The sequence below is a fragment of the Clostridium sp. AF32-12BH genome (assembly GCF_003477935.1).
Lineage (GTDB): Bacteria > Bacillota > Clostridia > Lachnospirales > Lachnospiraceae > Brotaphodocola.
Genome location: NZ_QUEH01000002.1, coordinates 260,100 through 281,166, shown reverse-complemented (window position 1 = coordinate 281,166; position 21,067 = coordinate 260,100). Strand labels below are relative to the sequence as shown.

The 21,067-nt window shown below is 42.7% G+C and carries 21 protein-coding genes; 11 read left to right on the top strand and 10 right to left on the bottom strand.

Features of this window, described 5'->3' with window-relative positions; genetic code table 11:
- Positions 1-10: 10 nt before the first annotated feature.
- From DWZ40_RS02880 to DWZ40_RS02845, 8 genes are all read left to right on the top strand, one after another.
- A complete protein-coding gene (locus DWZ40_RS02880) occupies positions 11-4,306 on the top strand; it encodes a hemoblobin-interacting domain-containing protein (protein WP_118540600.1) in 4,296 nt (1,431 codons plus the stop codon).
- 213 nt (positions 4,307-4,519) lie between these two features.
- Entirely contained in the window at positions 4,520-5,536 is a 1,017-nt protein-coding gene (locus DWZ40_RS02875) for a LacI family DNA-binding transcriptional regulator (protein ID WP_118540599.1), read from the top strand.
- 193 nt (positions 5,537-5,729) lie between these two features.
- On the top strand, positions 5,730-6,509 hold the full coding sequence (locus tag DWZ40_RS02870; protein WP_118540598.1) for an MTAP family purine nucleoside phosphorylase: 780 nt from the start codon (positions 5,730-5,732) through the stop codon (positions 6,507-6,509).
- Between the two features lie 14 nt (positions 6,510-6,523).
- Positions 6,524-7,201, top strand: a complete 678-nt coding sequence (locus DWZ40_RS02865; protein WP_118540597.1) for an HAD family hydrolase — start codon at positions 6,524-6,526, stop codon at positions 7,199-7,201.
- Positions 7,198-8,250 carry a BMP family ABC transporter substrate-binding protein gene (locus tag DWZ40_RS02860; protein WP_118540596.1) on the top strand — a complete coding sequence of 351 codons (1,053 nt, stop codon included), beginning with the start codon at positions 7,198-7,200 and terminating at the stop codon, positions 8,248-8,250. Before DWZ40_RS02865 ends, DWZ40_RS02860 begins: the two co-directional genes overlap by 4 nt.
- Before the next feature lie 29 nt (positions 8,251-8,279).
- Positions 8,280-9,794 carry an ABC transporter ATP-binding protein gene (locus tag DWZ40_RS02855; RefSeq protein ID WP_118540595.1) on the top strand — a complete coding sequence of 505 codons (1,515 nt, stop codon included), beginning with the start codon at positions 8,280-8,282 and terminating at the stop codon, positions 9,792-9,794.
- Positions 9,791-10,858, top strand: a complete 1,068-nt coding sequence (locus DWZ40_RS02850; protein WP_118540594.1) for an ABC transporter permease — start codon at positions 9,791-9,793, stop codon at positions 10,856-10,858. Before DWZ40_RS02855 ends, DWZ40_RS02850 begins: the two co-directional genes overlap by 4 nt.
- Positions 10,858-11,778 carry an ABC transporter permease gene (locus tag DWZ40_RS02845; RefSeq protein WP_118540593.1) on the top strand — a complete coding sequence of 307 codons (921 nt, stop codon included), beginning with the start codon at positions 10,858-10,860 and terminating at the stop codon, positions 11,776-11,778. The genes DWZ40_RS02850 and DWZ40_RS02845 overlap by 1 nt, the downstream gene beginning before the upstream one ends.
- Positions 11,779-12,092: 314 nt before the next feature.
- On the opposite strand, the gene DWZ40_RS02840 is transcribed toward DWZ40_RS02845, so the two are convergent.
- The 10 genes from DWZ40_RS02840 to DWZ40_RS02785 form a co-directional block, all read right to left on the bottom strand.
- The gene (locus DWZ40_RS02840) at positions 12,093-12,284 is read right to left on the bottom strand and encodes a hypothetical protein (RefSeq protein WP_118540592.1); all 192 of its coding nucleotides are present in this window, start codon (positions 12,282-12,284) and stop codon (positions 12,093-12,095) included.
- A gap of 9 nt (positions 12,285-12,293) precedes the next feature.
- Positions 12,294-13,316 (bottom strand): replication protein, encoded by a 1,023-nt coding sequence (locus DWZ40_RS02835; protein ID WP_118540591.1) that lies wholly within the window; start codon positions 13,314-13,316, stop codon positions 12,294-12,296.
- Positions 13,317-14,958: 1,642 nt separating this feature from the next.
- Complete coding sequence (locus DWZ40_RS02820; protein WP_243035170.1) at positions 14,959-15,780, bottom strand: zonular occludens toxin domain-containing protein; 822 nt, start codon at positions 15,778-15,780, stop codon at positions 14,959-14,961.
- 161 nt (positions 15,781-15,941) lie between these two features.
- Positions 15,942-16,109: a hypothetical protein gene (locus DWZ40_RS19365; protein ID WP_182431604.1), complete on the bottom strand. Its 168-nt coding sequence runs from the start codon at positions 16,107-16,109 to the stop codon at positions 15,942-15,944.
- Between the two features lie 15 nt (positions 16,110-16,124).
- A complete protein-coding gene (locus DWZ40_RS02815) occupies positions 16,125-16,412 on the bottom strand; it encodes a hypothetical protein (RefSeq protein WP_118540588.1) in 288 nt (95 codons plus the stop codon).
- Positions 16,413-16,543: 131 nt separating this feature from the next.
- The gene (locus DWZ40_RS02810; RefSeq protein WP_182431603.1) at positions 16,544-17,299 is read right to left on the bottom strand and encodes a hypothetical protein; all 756 of its coding nucleotides are present in this window, start codon (positions 17,297-17,299) and stop codon (positions 16,544-16,546) included.
- Positions 17,300-17,466: 167 nt separating this feature from the next.
- Entirely contained in the window at positions 17,467-17,751 is a 285-nt protein-coding gene (locus DWZ40_RS02805) for a hypothetical protein (protein ID WP_118540586.1), read from the bottom strand.
- 1 nt (position 17,752) lies between these two features.
- Positions 17,753-17,971, bottom strand: a complete 219-nt coding sequence (locus DWZ40_RS02800) for a hypothetical protein (RefSeq protein WP_118540585.1) — start codon at positions 17,969-17,971, stop codon at positions 17,753-17,755.
- A 9-nt stretch (positions 17,972-17,980) separates the two neighbouring features.
- Positions 17,981-19,234, bottom strand: a complete 1,254-nt coding sequence (locus DWZ40_RS02795) for a hypothetical protein (protein ID WP_147354127.1) — start codon at positions 19,232-19,234, stop codon at positions 17,981-17,983.
- Positions 19,235-19,625: 391 nt separating this feature from the next.
- Positions 19,626-19,871, bottom strand: coding sequence for a hypothetical protein (locus DWZ40_RS02785; protein WP_118540582.1), 246 nt, complete (start codon positions 19,869-19,871; stop codon positions 19,626-19,628).
- 234 nt (positions 19,872-20,105) lie between these two features.
- Here DWZ40_RS02785 and DWZ40_RS19355 point away from each other — a divergent pair, with 234 nt between their 5' ends.
- The 3 genes from DWZ40_RS19355 (at position 20,106) to DWZ40_RS02775 (ending at position 20,963) form a co-directional block, all read left to right on the top strand.
- Positions 20,106-20,279 carry a hypothetical protein gene (locus DWZ40_RS19355; protein ID WP_182431602.1) on the top strand — a complete coding sequence of 58 codons (174 nt, stop codon included), beginning with the start codon at positions 20,106-20,108 and terminating at the stop codon, positions 20,277-20,279.
- A 205-nt stretch (positions 20,280-20,484) separates the two neighbouring features.
- Entirely contained in the window at positions 20,485-20,736 is a 252-nt protein-coding gene (locus tag DWZ40_RS02780) for a hypothetical protein (RefSeq protein ID WP_118540581.1), read from the top strand.
- Positions 20,733-20,963 (top strand): hypothetical protein, encoded by a 231-nt coding sequence (locus DWZ40_RS02775; protein WP_118540580.1) that lies wholly within the window; start codon positions 20,733-20,735, stop codon positions 20,961-20,963. The genes DWZ40_RS02780 and DWZ40_RS02775 overlap by 4 nt, the downstream gene beginning before the upstream one ends.
- Positions 20,964-21,067: the final 104 nt, after the last annotated feature.

Below are 21,067 nucleotides of genomic sequence, written 5' to 3'. Positions count from 1 at the left end.
CGTTTGCTGTATGTCTGGCTATTATGACTGCAGCTCAGACAATGACTGGTTACGGTGCGACGATCACAGCTGGGGGGCACCGGATCATGGAAGCTGGGTCTGTGAGGGGCAGAACTGGAGATACCAGGCAGCAGATGGAAGCTTTGCAAAGGGCTGGATTCATACGGCATCCGGCTGGTATTATTTAGATCCGGATACCGGAGTTATGAAAACAGGAAAAGTTGTTATCGATGGAAAACAATACTATTTTGACCAGCAATCCGATGGCTTTGAGGGAAGAATGCATACCGGATGGATCAAAGATGAGGCAGGTGACTGGTATTTCTACAGTACAAATGCAGATGTAACCGAGGGTGCTATGGTATCCGGATGGCAGTGGATTGATGGCAGATGTTATTATTTTGAGTCGGAATCCGGTGAATGCCCTGGAAAAATGTTTACGGACGGAACGACGCCTGACGGCTATCAGGTAAATCAGGATGGCGCATGGCTGGATGAAAACGGAAAGGTTCAGGAACGCCCGGGTCAGGGATATTCAGGGATGAGCGGACAAAACAGAGCCTCTGGCAGTACGCAGACAAGCAGTGGCGGTTCTTCAGGCAGTGGATCCGGCAGCAGCTCCAGCGGATCCGGCAGCAGCGCTAATGGATCTGGAAGCGGTTCAGGTACTTCTTCCGGAAATACGAACAGCAATCCATCATCTCCTGGTACTTCAAACGGACGGGATGAACAGCAGAGTTCCCTTCTTCTGGAAAGCCAGACCAGAGTCGTAGATCTTGGCTGGAGCCAATACGTGTCAGTTGCTTTCGCAAAAGGATATTCTCTGAATAACTGCAGAGTCATGATCGATGGAGTTGATGTCACCGAGGCAATGACTCCTGTGGATACGGACGGTACCATTGCAAAATGGGAGCTGACGGTTTTAAATCCCGGCAGTATTACTGCGATGGATCCAGAAGGTCACACACAGACCGTGTCCCTTGGAGGCAGTCAGAATGGTTCTGGCATGATTCAAGTGAGAAAGCATACAGCACCTTCTGCATTTCTTGCACATGGATCTGTTAATGTATGGGATTATCATCTGACCAATTATGATGATCATGGTCAGGTCCGTGTGAAGCCGTCAACAACTACTTTTTCGCTCGGACAGAAAAAAGATGAGATCCGGTATTATGCGCCGAAAGCAGAATTGAAGGACGATGAGACAGCAGACAATGTATATCATGTCAGTGGTGAAGCCATCGTGATGTTTAACTATACATCTGAGGCAGATAAACAGTGGTTTAACAGTATTTCTGATGTGGATCTTGTTTCCGGAAACGGAAATAAAAATACGATCAATGCGGATCTGACATGGAGCAGTGATCTTGCGGATCATCACGGAAAAACGGTTGGACAGATCACAGTGCCGCTTGGACAGACGAACTTTTATTCCAATGGTCTGTATTATCTTCGTGTAAAATCAGGAAATACGGATACGCTGATTCCGATCGAGGTTGTAAACGGCACGGCACCTTCCATGATCTTAAGTGAAGCCGGTGCGATCGTCAGCGGGAAAAATCTTCATTTTACAGTTCAGAATATGACGTATGGAGCAACGATGCCGGTGAATCGTGTAGAGCTGAAACGCCCGGACGGAACTACCGAAGATCTGGAAAAGATTCGTGACTGGTATCTGATCGGTGACAGCTTTGTTCTTTATAACGACGAATCTGCCACAAACGGCAGAAATAACATTCCGGTTCCGGGTAAATATACCATCACAGTTCATGCTACCGGATTTAAGGATATGTCTTACACCTTTACGGTATCTGACGCAGCAAGTGCGGTCCGTGAAGAAGCACATGCATCCTATACACTTGCCGCAGTGGATGCCATCTCCAGTGCAACGGTCAGCGGCGGAAGCAGCAGCGGAAGTTCTGACGGATCAGACGGTGGAAGCACTACGATGACTGCTGACCTGATTTTTGATGCGGATCTTCTCGCAAACGCGCTGATCTTAAGCAAGCTCCAGGTTGAAAATGAAGCTGCTGATGCGATTGCAGATCGCTGGTTATCCGATATGTCTGGTTACGATGCGGTTATTGGCGAGGACAGAAAAACCTTTTACAGCTTTAAAGCATACCGGGATGCAGTAGAGCAGGCAAAGAATGCCGGAACTTATTTAAGCTTTGCGGATTATTTAGCAGCAGGAAATGCAGAGACAACTCCAAATCGTCCTTATGCAGTGAAATATGTACTGGAAGATAACCTGCTTGGTGAGACACAGATGAATGGCAATTACCTTGGAAAAGAGGCTCCTGTGATTCATTTGACGGATGAGACCGGAAATACGATCACGGAGATCAAAGAAGGAACGGATGTTTATCTTTCCTGTGAAGATCTTGCTTATCTTAAGACTGTAGCGGAGGAGGCGAAGCTCTATGTTAATGGAGATTATCAGGAGCTTTCCAACACGAAATATGCATTAACGGAAAGTGGTCGTTTATTGCGGCTGGATGCAGATGTGTTCCGTCTTGAAAAGGACAGTAATACGCTTGTGATCAAGCTGGATGGCTATCAGGATAATACAGTTTCGGTACCGGTTGTAAAGGATAAAAAGGATGTTCATCTGTCGGTAGAGGAGAAGCTGAAAGTTGGCGATGCAGTGATCCTTACAAATGATGCAGACGAAAGCGGAGATATCTGGAAGCATATCACAAAGGTGTCATTGAAAAAACCAGACGGAACCGTGAAAAACATTCTTCCGGATGAACAGGAGAATATCTGGGAAAAAGTTGGTTACAGCATCAGTGAGGAACAGAAAAATCAGCTGATCCTTGGAAAAGACCTGTTTGATACGGATGGGGAATACGAAGTAACGATCGAAACTGCATATTATGAAAACCAGACGATCACCTTTGAAATTTCAAAAGCGGACCAGACGGATCCTGGTGAAACAAATCCGGATGAAGCGAAGGAGCCGCCGGCAGCAGTAGATGGGGAAGATCGTTGGAACATGGGGGCATATACCTTCCAGTTTGGCACAGCTTACGGTGACTGGATCAAAAATATCAGTAATGTAAGCGTCAATGATCAGCCATACGAAAAAGGAAGCTATGTTTATGGGTCTGCCCAGTATACGATTTCGGAGACGGATGGTTTTGTTATGCTCGGAAATCAGGAAATCACGGAAGATAAAAATAAAATTGTAATTTCAGCAGCAGGATACGAGGACCTGACCTTCTGTATTGACAAAACAGGAAAACTGGTAGACGAAACATCAAATCCGGATACAGAAAATAAGGAAACGCTTGCAGAACCTGTTGATATCAAGGGTATCTCCGATGGATTCGCACTTCAGTTTGATAACACAGATTGGTTTGACAAGATCACTTCCGTTATGGTGAATGAAACTGCGTATCAAAAAGCTGATTATGATTTAAACAGTAATAAATATCGCACGAGCTTATATCTGAACCAGATCTTATTAAGCAATTCTGCTTTTCATAATTCTGAGGAAAATGAAGTCGTTATTGAGGCAGAGGGTTATGAAAAGCTGGTTGTGACGATCACTCTGGATCAGAACGGAAAGATTTCCGACGGTTTGAATGGTGATATCGGAAACGAAGATGGTGAGGAAAATGCAGCGCCGGAAGTCAGTACCGCCGCAAAAGATACGTGGTCTGGCAATTATACAGTAACATTAAGCGGTGAAAAGTTAGATGACTGGTTTGATGCTATAAAATTGATCACCTTGAATGAGACGGAGCTTACTGCAGTTTCTAATTCATTCTATCTGGAACAGAATAAGTATCTTCTTAGGCCAACTGATTGCCAAATTTACATTGGTAAGAATTCCCTCACTGAGAGTGAGAACGAAATCGTAATTTCAGCAGATGGTTATCAAAATCTGACATTCATGCTGGATCAGAATGGAGCACTTATTGCTGAAGAGCATTCAGAAGCAGCAATTATGCTGGTCTCTGATGAGGAAGAAGCATCAGATGATGATCAGATTCTTGATGAAGATACGATCATTTCTGATGACAGCGATGAAAAATCCACAGACCAGGACAGAATGGATTCTGCTGAAGGCAAGGATTCGGAAGATAAGAAAAAACAGACAGATGCTGCAGAATCAAAGAATACGAATGATAGCAAATCAAATCAGCAGACAGCTGAGAACGATGCAAAGGAAGATGCAGAGGAAGTCAAGAAAGACACGTTAGTGGATGATGACTCTTCCTCAGAAGAAGCCCAGGATCCGGATACGGAAGACAACAAAGATGCAGTGGCAATCACCGAGGATCAAGCAGAAGAGTAGGAAGTATAGTATGATGCTCTGATGTTTCGGAAAACGGAGTGTATAACTCATGACATGAGCGATACACTCCGTTTTATTGCTGGATTTTTTATAAATACTCATTATAATTTAGTATGAATGAAGTACTGTATACAGTATTGCAATATCCATAACTATATGGTAAAATTGCCTTACTGAAAAGGATTTCAGTTATGGAAAAGAGGAAAAGTGCACATGAAAAAAAGAAAAATCACGATTAAAGATGTAGCTGAATATGCAAGTGTGTCGCCAGCTACGGTCTCACGTGTACTCAATGACTATAAGTGGATCAATCCAGAGGTAAAGGAACGCGTTCAGAAAGCCATTGACGAACTTAACTATGTGCCGGATTTTACAGCTAAGGCTATGGTACGAGGTCGAAGCCAGATGGTGATCGTGATCGTACCGGTCATTAATAATCACTTTTTCATTCAGTTGATTAATACGGTAATCCAGGAAATGAAAAGATATGGCTATTATGTAGTTGTATATACAACTGAATCTGCAGAAGAAGAATGTCTGTTTCTGGGAAGTCCGATTTGTCAGATGGCGGATGGAATTTTGAATGCTACTTCTTTAAAGGAATTGTTGCCGCTGCAAAAGGTAAAAAAGCCTATGGTGCTGATTGACCGTTACTTTGAAGGAAATACTTCTATTGACTGTGTTATGAACCGAAATTACGAGGCACTTTATCGAGGCACGGAGTATTTGATTCAACATGGACATCAAAAAATGGTATTTCTTGTTGGAGCTGAAGGAAATGGTATTGCTGAAGAACGAATCCGCGGATTTCGTGATGGCCTAAAGTCTCATGGACTTCCATGGAGGAATGAATATGTGATACAGGACTGCTGGAAGATTGAAGCAGGTATCCGGTATGCATCGCTGCTGCTGGAACAGCCTGATCCACCAACGGCTATCATAGCAGGAAATAATACACTGACTGTCGGAGTTCTTGAGGCTATTCGAAATCACGGGATGGTACTGGGAAAAGACATTTCTCTTATTGGATTTGAAGAATCTGACGAAGACGTACAGGCATTTGCCCGCTATGGAATCACCAGTTTTCGTCTGGACACTTCTGCAATTGCCAGTTCAGCTGTAAAGCTGTTGCTTGACAGACTGGAAGGTGCAGGAACGAATGCGGGTGCCTGTATAGAAAGCCTGGAATTAAAGTTTATTGAACGTACATCGGTCATTCATATTTCATAGGAAATTGCGTCCTATGAAATTGAAAGTGCTCCATATGGATGCGCATTCTTTTTTGTAATAGTTGGAGGGCAAAAAAATGTGGTCGTAAAAAGGCCAACATTTTTTTACTCATACTGAAAACGATTTCAGTATGGAATATTTTTATACTCACGGAAATTCCGAGAGTAAATAAAAAGGAGAAGGAGAAGGAACAATGAAACCAATAGGAATTATCGGAGGCAGTGGATTTTATGAGCTTTTAGAAAACCCAAGAATGTTTGTTCATAATAATCGATATGGGCGTTCCTCAGAGATATTTGAGGGTACTATTCAGGGACGTAAGGTTTATTTTCTTCCGCGTCATGGTGAGGAGCACAAGATCATTGTACCACGTATTAATTACAGAGCTAATATTTGGGCATTTAAGGAACTGGGGGTCGAGCGGATTCTGGCGACCAATTGTGTGGGAAGCAGTAACCCGGAAATTGAGCTCGGCAGTCTCGTGATTCCTCATGATTTTTGTGATTGGACCAGAAGATTTCCACGTTCCTTATATGATGATGAGGTGGAAGCATATCATGTGGATATGACCCCGGCATATTGTCCGGATTTAAGAAAGGCTCTGATTGATGCAGCAAATAAGGTAAAACCTGGTCATGTCCATGACAAGGCAGTTATTTTTGTCAATGAGGGGCTTAGATTTGAAACACCATTTGAACTGAAAATGTTCAGACAGCTTGGTGCAGATCTTATTGGCATGACTACCCTGCCGGAGGCTGTATTTGCAAGAGAAGCAGCAATCTGTTATGCACATATCTGCGTTCCAACGAACTGGTGTCTCGGAGAACAGATTGAAGCAGATGACTTCCCAAGATTACTCAAGCAGGGTATTGAGGACTTTAAGCAGGTTCTGTATCTTGCAATACCGACGCTTTCCGACGACAGAGATTGTCCGTGCAGTCATGCACTGGATCATGCAATATTGAAAAAATGAGGAGACAAGTTGAAATGTCAGGATATCAGGCACTGCTAACGGATCTGGACGGAACCCTGATCCATTCACAGGACTGCATCTGTGATGCACTGTTTGCTGCTTTTCAAAAGGTAAGCAGGGTGATTCCTTCAAAAGAACAGATCATGGGGATGTTTGGCCTTCCGGTTGAGGTCATGCTTACTACCCTTACAGATATCAGTCAGGATAACAAAGAAACGATCACCCAGTTTATTGAAGAATATAAAAGGCAGTATCCCATACATATGGAGCATGCAAGGCTCATAGATGGAGCGCTGGAAACGATGCAGTACATTGAGAGTCTGGGATGTCCCATCTGCCTGATCACATCGGAACGGAGAAAGAATGCCGCACATATCCTGAAACAAATGGGGTTGGATCGCTATATTCGATATATGGTTTCCAGAGATGATGTAACTTGTTTCAAACCGGATCCGGAACCAATTTTAAAAGGAGCTGCAGCCTGTGGGATGAATCCTGAAGATTGTGTCTATATTGGCGAATCCCCCTTTGATATCAAAGCAGGCGTAACGGCAGGTGTGTACACAGTAGCGGTACCATCAGGAAACTGGTCACTGGACTCCCTTATGGAACAGTCACCGGATTGTGTGGTAAATGAAATTAAAGAGTTGTGTTCTATTTTTGACCATTCAGAAAAAAGGAGAAGGATATGAGAAAGATGAGAAAGGTATTGACTGCAGCAGCTGTGCTTTGTGCACTTTCAGGATGTGCGGGCAAGAAGGAAGCTCCTAAGGATCCGGCACCGGCAGCAAGTGAGGCAAAAACTGAGAATAAGGATCAAAAAGATGAAAAGGAAAAGCCGGAAAATGAGAAACTGTTTACCTGTTTGATCTCTGAGGCGCCGGCTGGTGTTCCATTTACAGATCTGACCTGGACTGGTTTTGAACGGATTGCGGATGAGTATGGAGCGGATGTCAAGTTAATTGAAGCGCTTGATAAGGCTGAGTATTCTGAGCAGATCAGAGCCATGGCAGAGATGGGCGCAAATCCGATCTACACCATGTTTGATACGATCAATGAGGTGGCTGTTGAGCTGGCACCGGAATATCCGGATACCATGTTTTGTCTGATCGATAGCAGTTTGGATACAAAGTATGATAATGTAGCCAACGTATATGTAGACTCCCTGGAACCAGCGTTTGTTTCCGGATTTGTAGCAGCTAAGACAACGGAGTCCGGAACTATTGGATGGATTGGAAGTCTGGATATTCCGGTTATTAACCGTTTCCGTGATGCATATCTTGCCGGAGCAAATTATGGCAACCCGGATGTAGTTGTTCAGACTGCTTATGTGGGCGATGACAGTGACACGGTAAAAGCAGGAGAACAGACTAAAATTATGGTCAGCCAGGGCGCAGATATTATTTTCCAGACTGCGAATTTAGCTGGACTTGGCGTAATTCAGGGCTGCTCAGATGCCGGAATTAAATGCATTGGTGTAGACGAGTGGCAGGGCGATGTTGATGACTGTGTATTCTGGTCCTCCTTAACGGATATTAACGGAGCAGTATTCGATTCATTTACCGCATATAAAGAGGGAAATTTCGCAGCAGGTAAAACGAATTACGGAATTGAGACGCAGTCTGCAATTTATGATGAGAGAGATTATGATAAACTTCCAGATGATGTAAAGTCACAGTTGGATGAGCTTCTTGAAGCAGTAAAATCCGGATCTCTTGATATGGAGAGTTTACTGAAATAGCAGGTCATAGTGACATAAAGGAGGCATCTATGGACTTTGTGCTGGAATTAAGAGGGATAACCAAGCGCTTCGGAAGTCTGACTGCAAATGACAAGATCAGCCTGTCTGTCAGAAAAGGAACGGTTCACGCTGTTATTGGTGAAAATGGAGCAGGAAAGAGCACACTCATGAATGTGATCAGCGGTCTGTACCGGCCGGATGAGGGAGAACTGTTTGTACACGGAAAAAAAGTTGATTTCCGAAATCCCAATGATGCCAGTAAAGCTGGTATCGGAATGGTTCATCAGGAATTTATGCTATTCCCGGAATTGACGGTGCTTGATAATATCATGATGGGGTACGAAAAGAAAAAATGGGGTATTTTCCTGAACCGGGAAGAAGCCCGGCGGCATGTGGAGAACATTTGCAGGGAATACCATTTTAACATTCCCCTGGATGAATTTGTTCAGAATCTTTCGGTTTCGATGCTGCAGCAGGTAGAAATCGTGAAGATTCTGTATCGTGGAGTAGATATTATTATTTTTGATGAACCCACATCTGTGCTGACACCTCAGGGAATTCAGGGTTTGTTTGAAGCTATCCGTTTTCTGGTTAAAAACGGCAAGACAGTTTTGTTCATTACGCACAAACTGAAGGAAGTAATGGAAATCTCCGACAGCATAACAGTCTTGAAAAATGGACATTATGTTGATACAGTCACTCCAGATCAAACAGATGAACACGGCCTTGCTACTATGATGGTAGGAAGAGAGGTTATCCTGACTGCACAGAAGAAAGATAAGAAACAGGGAGATGCACTTTTAAAGGTCAGACATTTATCTATGCCGGATTATCTTGGAAGAGAAAAGCTCAAAGATGTTTCCTTTGAAATCCGCAGCGGAGAGATTCTCGGAATTGCAGGTGTAGCAGGTTCTGGCCAGCAGGAACTGGTAGAGGCCCTCTTTGGACTTAGAACTGGAAGTCATGGGGAAATTCTCTTTGATGGGAAAAATATTACAAGTTTAAACTGTCGTGAACACAGGCTATGTCATATTGGGTATGTACCTCAGGATCGAATCAGTGAGGGTATTAACCGAGAAGCAACTCTATGGGAAAATGCTATTATGGGCTATCATATTGTGAAGGGATTTGGTAACCGTTATCTTTTGAATCGAAAGCAGGCATTATCCTTTACCAATCATATCATTCAGGATTTTCATGTAAAGGCATCCTCACCGAACCTGAAGATACAGACTCTTTCAGGCGGAAATATACAAAAGCTGATTGTTGGACGTGAATTCTTGCAGGACAACCGTTTGTTGATCATTGAGGATCCAACCCGTGGTATTGATATCGGAGCAATTGAGTTTATCTGGAAAAAGATTGAAAGTCTTGCAAGTGCAGGTGCGGCAATTTTACTTGTCAGCCATGAATTGAACGAGGTTATGGAGGTCTCAGACCGCATTCTTGTGATGTACGATGGACAACTCTACGATGGAGGAGTGCATGGTCAGAAGACGGAAACGGAAATCGGCCTTTTGATGGCGGGAGGTGGCTGCGCATGAGCAAAATAATAAGGCTTCCTGGGCAGTATATCGCTTGGAATGTGATGAAATATGTATGTTCTTTTATGGCTGTTATGTTGATCGGCAGTGTCCTTATTTTATGGCAGGGTGAAAATCCTGCAACTGCCATGCAATACATCCTTCAGGGAGCTTTCGGAAGTGTCCGGAATTTTGGAAATACGCTTCGCTGGATCACACCTTGTATTTTAACCGGAATTGCGGCAACAATCGCATTCAAATCAGGTGTTATGAATCTTGGAATTGAAGGACAGCTTTACTTTGGAGCGTATGCTGCGGCGCTGTTTGGATTTTATATCCATCTGCCAAAGCCTCTTCATGTGACAGGATGTCTGCTTGCAGCAGGTGTATCGGGAATGCTGTTTGCGCTGGTCCCGGCAGTGATGAAGTTGGTATTTCATGTCAATGAGATGATTACTACACTGATGCTGAATTACATTGCGGTTCTGATCACGGAGTATCTTACCTACATTGTAATGGGGATCAGTGCTGCCGGAGACTCTCTGGCATTGTCCACACCTCCCATTGAAGACACAGCTCGCCTTACAAATCTGATTCCGAAAACAAATGCAAGCACAGGAATCCTGATCGCGGTCGGACTTGTAGTGATCATTTATCTTGTTTATCGATGTACGATCATCGGCTATGAGTTAAAGCAGGTTGGTGAAAACCGCAGGTTTTCCAGAATAGGTGGTATCAATGTGACGAGAACCTTCCTCGCAATCTTTCTGCTTTCCGGATTTGTAGCCGGATTATGCGGAAGTATTGAGGTGCAGGGTACATATGGAAAGTTTACAGCCAGCTTTTCTAACAATCTGGGCTGGGATGGTATCATGATTTCTATGATCGCGGGGAATAATCCGATCATGGTATTTGTGGTTGCTGTGATTTGGGGTATTCTGAAGGCAGGCTCCCTTCACATGGAGCGTATGTGTAATGTAAATCGTTTGACAGTATTGCTGATTCAGGCTCTTTTTGTGCTGTTTATCACATTGGATTACAGGAAACTGGCTGGTATGTTTAGAAGAAAGGTGGTGGGAAGATAATGCTGTCTATATTAATCGGAACCATTACCATGGCAGCGGCATTGAGAATGGCTGTGCCGCTGATCCTGTCCTCTGTTGGAGGCTGCTTTGGTGACAGAACAGGGATCTTTAACATTGCCTTAGAAAGTTTTATGTTATGTGCAGCTTTTTTTGCAACTCTTGGTACATATTATTCAGGTAATCCTTATATTGGAGTATTATGCGGTATTCTGGCCGGTTTGGTGTGTGCAGTTATATTTGGCACACTGGTATTTCATCTTGGCTCCAGTGGGATGGTGGTCAGCATTGCCATGAATCTCGGAATGGATGCATTTACGTCCTTTCTGCTCTTAAATATATTTGGGAAACGCGGATCATTTATGGATTCTCGTCTGATCAGCCTTCCGGTGATCAAACTTCCGTTGCTCAGCAAAATCCCATATTTAGGAGAAATTTTGGGTGCCCATAATCTTGTGGTGTATTTTACGCTTTTATCCATACTGGGTGCCTGGATTGCCATGTATAAGACACCGTTTGGCCTTAGGCTTAGAAGCGTTGGAATTAATGAAAAGGCAGCCCAGACAACAGGGACAAACGTTCTGCGCTACAAGTGGTATTCTGTCTTGATTACCGGCTTTTTTGTTGGAATTGCGGGAGCAATCCTGCCGTTAGGCGGTACATCCATCTTCACGGAAAACATGTCTGCCGGACGTGGCTTCTTAGCAGTTGCAGCTATCATGATCGCAAAAGGAAATCCTGTAATGGCAGCGGTATATAGTTTTATGTTTGCGTATGCACAGGCCCTGGCCGCAAGCATGCAGAATTTCGGAATTCCCTCACAAATAGTCCTGGCTTTGCCATACGTTATGACTATTGTTGTGCTTCTGATTTCAGGAATCCGTTCCAGGATGAAGGGGCACGGTTTGGAGCTGTCTTTTTAAAGTTTCAATTTGGAGGCGTATTCTATGAAGACGATGTATGGACAGATGAACAGGATAACCTGCATGTTGTACTTCGAGACATCCGGACAGCAAAGTACCAGGTGACAGATTTTATCTATGACTTAGAAAATAAGGAGTGGGTTGGCAGTGATTTATTACATGCAGATGGGATCAATTATATGGGAACAACCGGTAAGTAGCTTTCCAACTATTCGTTAAAATCCACACTTTCGCGAATAATCACGGCGAGCCATATCCAATAGAACATATAAGCGAGCCGTTATTGTTTGCGAAAGTTAAGTTTAACGAATAGTTTAAACAACATATACAATTAACACATCATTCATAATAACAGTTTGTTCTATCTGATATGCACCATACCGATTCGATACATCAGCAGAATAACCACCACCGATATAAGTCATCTTACCAAATGCACGGCGGCGAATTGATATCTGCCCTTGATACTTAAGAGCAGCTAGAACAGAAGCAAGATCCTTTTTCATGGTATCACCTCAGCTTTCAAAGGGAACAAACTCGCTATCAAAGAGAGTCCGGAAACCGTCCGGAGCCACTTGAATATGACCGATACGAATACCCTTAGGAGTATAATGCTTGACAGAATGAATACGGCGAAGAAAAGCATGAAAGTCTTCGACACAGTCACGCTGAACATTTTTATACTGTTCCGCGAGCGATATATTCGTTGTGATATAGACTTTCGTGAAGCAAGCCTGTTTATTGGAATACCGGCAAGGTAAAACAACCGGGTAACCATCCAGATACTTAAGCATATCACCAAGGGAAAGAGAAGATCGGAACTCTTCAAAAAGAATCACATCCTGACCTTGATAGCCGTCAAATGGATGACTATAATCAGTCACGCGGTATACATTTCGATATCCGTATTTATCCATGACAGAACGAGTTTTACCAGTTCCAGTAGTACCATATATGTATTCAGTATAGACATCACGGCGAACATCTTTATACTGTTCATCCTTGAGCATCTGACGAACCTGTTCGATACGGTCCAATTGGAACATGAAATCCGGAACCTGTTCGACAATTTCAAAATCGGTTAAACCGTCCTTAATCATGGAATAGAGATCAGCAAGGTCGTTCCTGGCACCTTGACGCTCAACAGGCATTTCGCCCCATTCTTCAAAAGTGCCGTCAACCTTAGTTTCATGTTTCTTATCATGTTCCCACTTGCCAGATTTCGAGATATAATCACGATTTTGCTGAGCAGTACCATATTTTGCAATCTCAAAATGACCGCCATCAAAGCGGCGCTTAATCGTACTAAACAGGATACCACCACGACCTTGCAAGAACAAGTGTGTATGATAAGTTCCCTCTTCACCAATCTCATCAGCCATACACCAGTAGACAACTGATTTCATTGATGATAAAATATCCTTTAGGCGGTCATGTGTATATCCTTTTTCAACTGGGTTGTTGAATGTTAATTGCCATTTCCTCGACTGGGGATCTTTCTTTTTATCCGGTGCATCCGTTTTAGAAGTCGCAGCCATTTGAAACACCTCATTTCGTTTTTCGACATGTTTTTCGACTTCGATAGTATCGACAAGGAGATGTCGAAACCGGCGAGCCTAGGTTTTAAGCTTGTTGGCGAGTTTTTCGACAGAAGTCGCTAGGTAATACTTACTAGCGACTGCGCGCTTGCGCGCGAGAGAATCGAAACCGCCAGGTAAAGCAAGTGAGAGCCGACGCCACACAGCACAATCAGACGCACTAGGAAAACAGCCTCCAGTTTGTCTGGCACTATGGGCGAACAAGGGAAAAGCCCTACTTTCGCTTAAACAAAATACTGGCAATAGCCTATGAAGCTACTGCCAGTAATACAACAACAGCGCCCAGAGGGCACCCGCTGTTAGGTTTGTTATTTGGAGAGTCTAACGTCCTGGACATAGCCACGATTGTTATACTCAATGTCAACCAGGGACCCTGGCTGAATCTCAGATACACAAGGAAGCTGTAAATTATCGGAGACGAAGATACTAGACACAGCTTCGCCGTTAACCTGAGCATCCTTAAAGACAGAGTGAAGCGTTACACCCTTAACCGGATTTCCGGTCTTACGACTAACATAATCAACAGACTGAACACCTACAACACGTACACGCATAAATAACACCATCCTTTCATATTATATTCCAGTAAACGCACTTATACAGGGGATTTTAGGTATACCCCTTACGGGTAGCCAAACCGTTGCGTGATAGATTTAATTGGCAAAGTGCGCATATCTGGAGTTACATCGACAGATAAGTTTGTAAATCAGACCTAACAAAGGCATGAACACAACAAGACCGACATTTTCACCGCATTTCTCAATAGCTCTGCGGAAACAAACCACTTGAACACTACCACTAATGTGGTATGATAGAATATGGCACATACTGTAAATTAACCATATCTATCTTATAACCATAGTATAGCATTTATAGGCCTATAAATCCATTGACAGATTCACTAAATATAGGCCTATAAATCTATGCACATTTTATAGGCCTATAAAAATGGACAAAAACGAACTTAATAACTACAGACGAGAGTATAACAAGGAAACTTACAAAACAATAAAAGTATACATCCGAGAAGAAGAGTACCAACCAATCATTGAACACATGAAAAGACAGGGTTATACAAAACTAAGTGGATATATAAAAGACTTAATAACCAAGGATATGAATTCCGATTCCTAGTCCTGGAGCCTGCACGACTAACGCGCGACCTAAAGTCGCGCTGTTTGTCGTGCTTCCATCACCAGAAAGGAGGTGACAGAATGATACAAACGATATGGACAATGCTTGTAGAGTCCCCACTCGGAATAGCAGTCCTCGCCGTAATCGTGTTAGGCATCATAAAAATCATGTCTAACAGATAATTTATAATCAACGCAATGCGTTAATTATCAGATATTACTTCGCTGCAGTTGGATAATTGTATATGCAATTCGCACTGCAGAGAAAGGATTTGTCGTGCCTATTCTTCCTTTTCACAAGGAGGAGTATAAAATTCATCATGGGACAAAAATGCATAAGCGCATTCATACTCTGTAACATCAGAGTCTTCCAGTAATCGAGAATAAAAGCAAAATTGACAACAACAATAGTCAAAATCATAATCCGACATATAAGCACCCCCTACAACTTAGGTTCCGGAAGAGTCTTTTTTCGTCCGGATGAGAGCTTGCGCACGATCGCGGACACATCCAATACCAAACTTGCAAAGCCGTACAACAGCAGAAACCATGCAACGAGCATCATAAACAAACTTTTCCTTTCTATTTGAATATGGCAGATCAGGCAACGGACACAATGCGTATTCGCCTGGAGGGAGTTGTGGAGGATTGAAACTTTTGAAGTAGATAGAATACTTCGGGATAAAGGTCAGCTTCACAGCCCCCGCCCAGAACAGTAGGAGAGTATCGAATTGCATATCATCGGCAAGGTGAGACTCACCAGTGCCGGAATCTGCATGGACAATAGTTATAGATTTATTAATACGACGCGCCACCGAGAACACGTTGAAGTAGCATCTTATCAGATACATCTGGTCAGTAAGATCGCGAAGTTTTTTGTCGATATCAAAAGTCTGGGATAAAAGATAGACCGTATGCCTATACTGGCGCTGATATTTGAAGTAGTCCCGATATTCTTTCTTGAAAGACTTGAAGTCCCTAGAATCCCAGATTAGTCCTACTTCATCAATCATTATCACACTGTTAGGCGGTATATCCTTAAATCCAATGTCAAGAGGATTAAAAAGATAGGCACCTGGAATATAGACATTACTATAGACCGGTATGCCTTTCTTTAAGTACCTTAAGGTAAGTTTGGTTAAAATGGTGGTCTTGCCAGACCCCTTTTTACCGAAGATCATAATAAGTTTATATGGATTCCTATAGCGATACGCATAGAGCATAAAGCACAGGAGAACCACAAGAAAAGCTAAGATAATACGCGCTACCACATCCGCACCAACTTTCGAAAAGAGAGTACAAGCATTGACAGGATAATCAGTAAAAGAGGGGCGGATATCACGATATTATCAAAAGTAACCTGGCCTAAAAGATACAGAACCATGTCCATGAGTGCATTCATAAATTCTATCATAACAACCGCCCCCTTTCACTAGGCACTATGAAGCACACGGAACAGCATAGCAACAGCTGCGCCAATGATGAAGATACCCAGATAGATCTGACCGAGTTCGTTCCCGATCAGCCAGGTACAAATGGACGTCATAGAAGCCGTGAACCAAGTAAGAAGCGTAGTTACATTAGTAAGTACACCAGACATACTATTTCCCCCTTTCTAGGCACTGTGAAGCACACGAAACAGCATTGCAACAGCGGCACCAATGATAAAGATACCAAGATAGATGGAACCTAACTCATTGCCAATCAACCAGGTACAAATAGAAGTCATGGACTTCGTAAACCATCCAAGAAGCGTGGTTACATTTCCAAGGACTCCTTCCATTCCGGTAGTGCCTGCGCCTGAATCTGCCGCATACGCAGGAAAAGCGCACGCAACAGCCACCAGACCAGACGCACACGGGACCGTACCATAACGGCGAAACGCATTTTTAAGCTTCAGCATATTTTACTCCTTTCATTTCAAGCCACGATAGGCAATTTTTAAGAGACTGCAAAAACAGTCAATGATATATAGCAAGACAAGCGCACATACAATATATACGATGTCTTCACTACCTGGGGGAATCTCACCAATTAAAGCCGTGAGTTTTTCCAAGAGCATAAAGTTATCACCCCTAACATAAAGAGACAAGCAACAGTAACATAATAGGTGCGGTAATCAATATCAAGTGAACGTTTAATTTCGGTATCCTCAACAACAAAGTTTCCATAAGTGGGCGAGGATGTCAAGCTGTTATAGCTACCCTGAACATAATAATAAGTCATATACGACAGGGAACCATACCGATAAAGGTTATTAGCACTGTTACCCAGGACTGGAAGCAAGGTAAAGGTACGATAATTGTAATCACTGGAGTCAAATGACTCCGAAGTGAATAACCGCCCCGTAATGTTGCCGGAAGAAAGATTATAAAGAATACCATTTTCCGACACATTCAATTTGTTATAGTATTCTATCGGAAATACGAGAATATAGTCCGTACCGTTGAACTGTCCACGATACCAAACGCAATCATGACTAGGAAGAGTAAGAGAAGCATAAACGCTAATGTCATCAGCGAGCAGAACGCTTTCTTCGTTTTCCTCAAGATCATCCAGTAAATCCGCATCAGACGGCGACGCAACAAGCGCACCACGTATTGCATTAACACCGTCCAGAATTTCATATAAGACTCCATTTGCATCCCCCTCATCCGTATGGATATCGTCGATTAATTCGATCTCATCAGGATACAAATCATCAACATCAATATCACTGTCAGCATCATATTCAGTGTTGGAAGAAGTCGCAACAGCTGCATAGGAAACAGTAGGTACACACAGATACATAAACAGAGACAGCAACCCAACAAATAACCGAAAGCACATATCATTAATAAACCTTTCTAATCAGATTCACAATCTTACGGAGTAGGACCAGACCGACGATAGAAGCACCAACCCAAGACCAGTTAGAGAGCATCCGGAAGAGTATGACAACGGATTGCAAAAGCCAGTCAAACAGTACCGTCAGACTTTGCATCAGCACCACCCTTTCCAAGAGACCTTACGCGAATAGCATCCCTACGGTTCGCAACTGATGCCTCATGACCAAGCGAAGCACCACGAAGCGAAGAGAGGAGAGCAGCAATCACAACAGAAAGGATAGCCGCGGCGAGGCAGAAATCACCCAAGCCGAACGATTTACCGTTATACGCAACCGTTAAGTTATTAAAGAGAAGCGATACAGTGCGTTGAATCATGTAAATGCAGAACGAGAAGAAAGAGCCAACATCAACCATATTAATCCCCCTTATTTAGAATGTTAAAAATAATACAAGTACCGGCAAACAGTAAAACAAATGTTTGTACATAAGTAGGCAGATAAGCAACAACCTTGACTATAAAAGCCAAAGCAACCGGTATCTGGGTAAGCACAAACACGATCATATTGACAACTGAAATGACAAAGTGAACAACCGTGCCGATAACAGATGCAATCCCGTCAAAGAACTGAAACATTTAACCACCTCAATTCCGGAAACGATGATAACCTAACAGCATCGTTACAAAGATAAGAGTAAACGATACAGTAACCGGAAGACTTAAAGCCCCCATAGCAACAAAGAACTGCTGCATCAAATCAGCTATGATACCGATGCAATCAGATGCATGAGTTTTACCCAATTCTGACTCAAGATCCGGATATTCAAAATCTCGTATGTAACCCATAGCATCATCAGAAGCCGCAGATTCAGCAGATTCATAGCCGGAAAGCGAATCGTTCAAATCTGAGTTTGATTTATCAATAGAGCCTTTATCATACCCATTTGTTATTGTTTCTGTATTGCGATCATCGTTTTCTATTTCGACCGTCAGACCGTTCTGCAGAGCATCAACAATCTTATCGGCATTCTTATCAGCGTTCGCCATATCTTCGAGATGAATGTAGTTATACATCTGATTCCAGAGGGCTTCCAACTGTTTACTGATCGTCTGAACGATTTCTTTTAGAGTATCGTTCATGGATGCGGTATTCTGGGCAATCTGAGAAGTGTTAGATGCTGTGACGTCACCGGAGTTGGAAGAGCCGTTTGCAACGTCAGGGGAAACGACTGTGTTACCAGTTTGCTTATCAAACGTAAAAGAACAAGGATCAGTTTTAGAAACCTGAACATCAATAGCGTCATAAGCAGTTTTCAAAGAATAGACAACAACAACTAAAGACGTAGAATAACCAATCTCAATGTTACCCGTAGCCGTATAATTGCTATAAGAACCAGAACTAGCATTAACTTTCAACTTTACACCAGATTTATAAGCGTGCGCTTGAATAGATACAGATGAAACGTCAAGACCTAAATTATAAGGCGAAATTACAGATTTAACACCATAAACACCAGGGGAAGGCAAATCCTTCTTTAAAACCTGAACATGAATAGCATTATATTTTCGCCCATTTGACAAAACAGGCCATGAAAACTGATAATAATTACTATTAGAGCCCTTATAAGTTGCCGTAACGCTAGAAACCCATTTACCAGAAGAATCTACAACATCAGCAATAACTCTAAAATTAGTCGGAGCCGCATCAGTATAAGCATCAATTTCATACGGATCATCAACAAAATTCTCATCCAGAAAAAAATCCTCATCCATAATATCCGCATCCGATAGCGTAGCATCCGAAGCAGTAGCCAAAGAAGCAAAGGACGGAAATACCGACATTATGGAAAAAACAAAAGCCATGAGGACATAGCCCCATGGCTTTAAAAATTTAATCACAAGAGTCATCACCGCCTTTCCAACTATTCGTTAAACTATTCTTTCGCGAATAGTTGGAAATAGCAAAGGAACACTGCTATTCAGCTTATATGGCTGTTTAGATGTGTTCCTTTGTTGTTTATGGCGCATTAACTATAATGCCGTTTGGCGTATGTATATTTGTACTGCTTTTATGTATGCGAGAAAAAAATAACACATAAGCCAAAACGGCTATTGCTATAATCATTTGTATTGCCGTGATTATGCCTTTAATAAATCTGCCTATAAAATGAAATACATCACCTACGGTAATTGCTCCGGGTGGTAAATCTGGATGCCGATTAACGGGTTCATTTTCGTAAATATACGTTGGCTTATGGTTTTTATCTGGTTTAACGTGTATTATCATGTCTTACTCCATATGGATTGAACCACTATTTCCAATAATAACGTTGTTGCTGTTCTTTATGCTGGTTGCGTTCTGCTCCATATCCCGTTTAATTAAATCATTCACATAGGCGTTAAGGGATTTGTACCCTCGCGCTTTTCTATGTTCGTCTATTCTTGCTTTTTCCCCTTTAGGCACTTGCACTTTGAATGTATCGTACTTGTCTTTTATAAAGTCATTAATATATTTGGATTGGTTGAAATCTGACATAGTGTTTACCTCTATACATTATGGTCATAATGTACGAAAATAATATATAAATTATGGTCATAATGCCAATTTACATTATGGTCATAATACTATATACTATAGTTGTCGATGGGACAGAGGGTGTAGCAATGAGAACCACCCCCGTGTACGGTGGTAGCAATGAGAACGTCCTCTCTCCTGTCGCAGTTACAATATCATTCTAACAGAAATGCTTTAAATGGGCAAGGTGAAGACATGACGAAAAAAGAAAAAGCCATATTCCAGCAGTACCGTGAACGGGCAAGCGTGGAATATAGAGCGTGCCTTAAAGCAAAGGATACACCGGAAGATGCACTACTCGCATCTCGCGAAAAGTGGCAGATGCTGGAAGACCTTTACGAAGATTTAAACAATGATGTATCGGAATAAAAACCATCTCTGACCGGAAGCGGTCGGAGGGGTGCAAGTATCACTGGATAGTGACTTGTTGTGTTGTAGTTAGCTATTAGCGCAGTACCTATTGTTGTGAAGCATTTGGGCGGCTGTTGCGTGATAGTCGGTCGGATTGATGGAAATGCTCCGGCTGGCAGATTGACAAATAAATAAAGCCTCACTGAAAGGAGAAAAGGAAACTATGAGTAAACTTGTGGGATTTAGACGTTTTACTTCCAAAAAGAATGGAAAAGACTATTGTGTTGCTGAGGTGGTAACACCTTTCAATCAGCGTGAACTGAACGCCGGTGCTGTTGGTAGCAAAACTGAACAGTTATTCATGCCGGAAAACCAGTATGACCTGTTAAAGGCGTCTGACGTAGGCAAGGAATTGCAGTTTGATTATGAGTTAAGCGGCGGTCGTGCCTATCTCGTCAATGTAACTGTGAAATGATAACGGTTACGTTTAATGAAGCTACTCTCTCATTTGCATCTGATTCGGATGCAGATGATTGGGTGGATGATGAAATCTTTCTGGAAAATGACTTAGAAATATCTGAGTCAGAAATTGGTTATGCGTCCCAGCTTAATGACATGCAGTCGTTGCTGGTGCTTAACATATTTGCCATGGGCGTCTTAGCTGGCGTTATGATGGGCGTTGTATTGTGGGGGAAATTGTGATGATTGAGGAAACGGTTGCTTTATACGCCGCTGGTGTAGGTTGTGGTGTTTTGCTCTCTCTCATTCCTTACGCGGTCGGCGCGGTTATAAGGTTAGCACTTGAT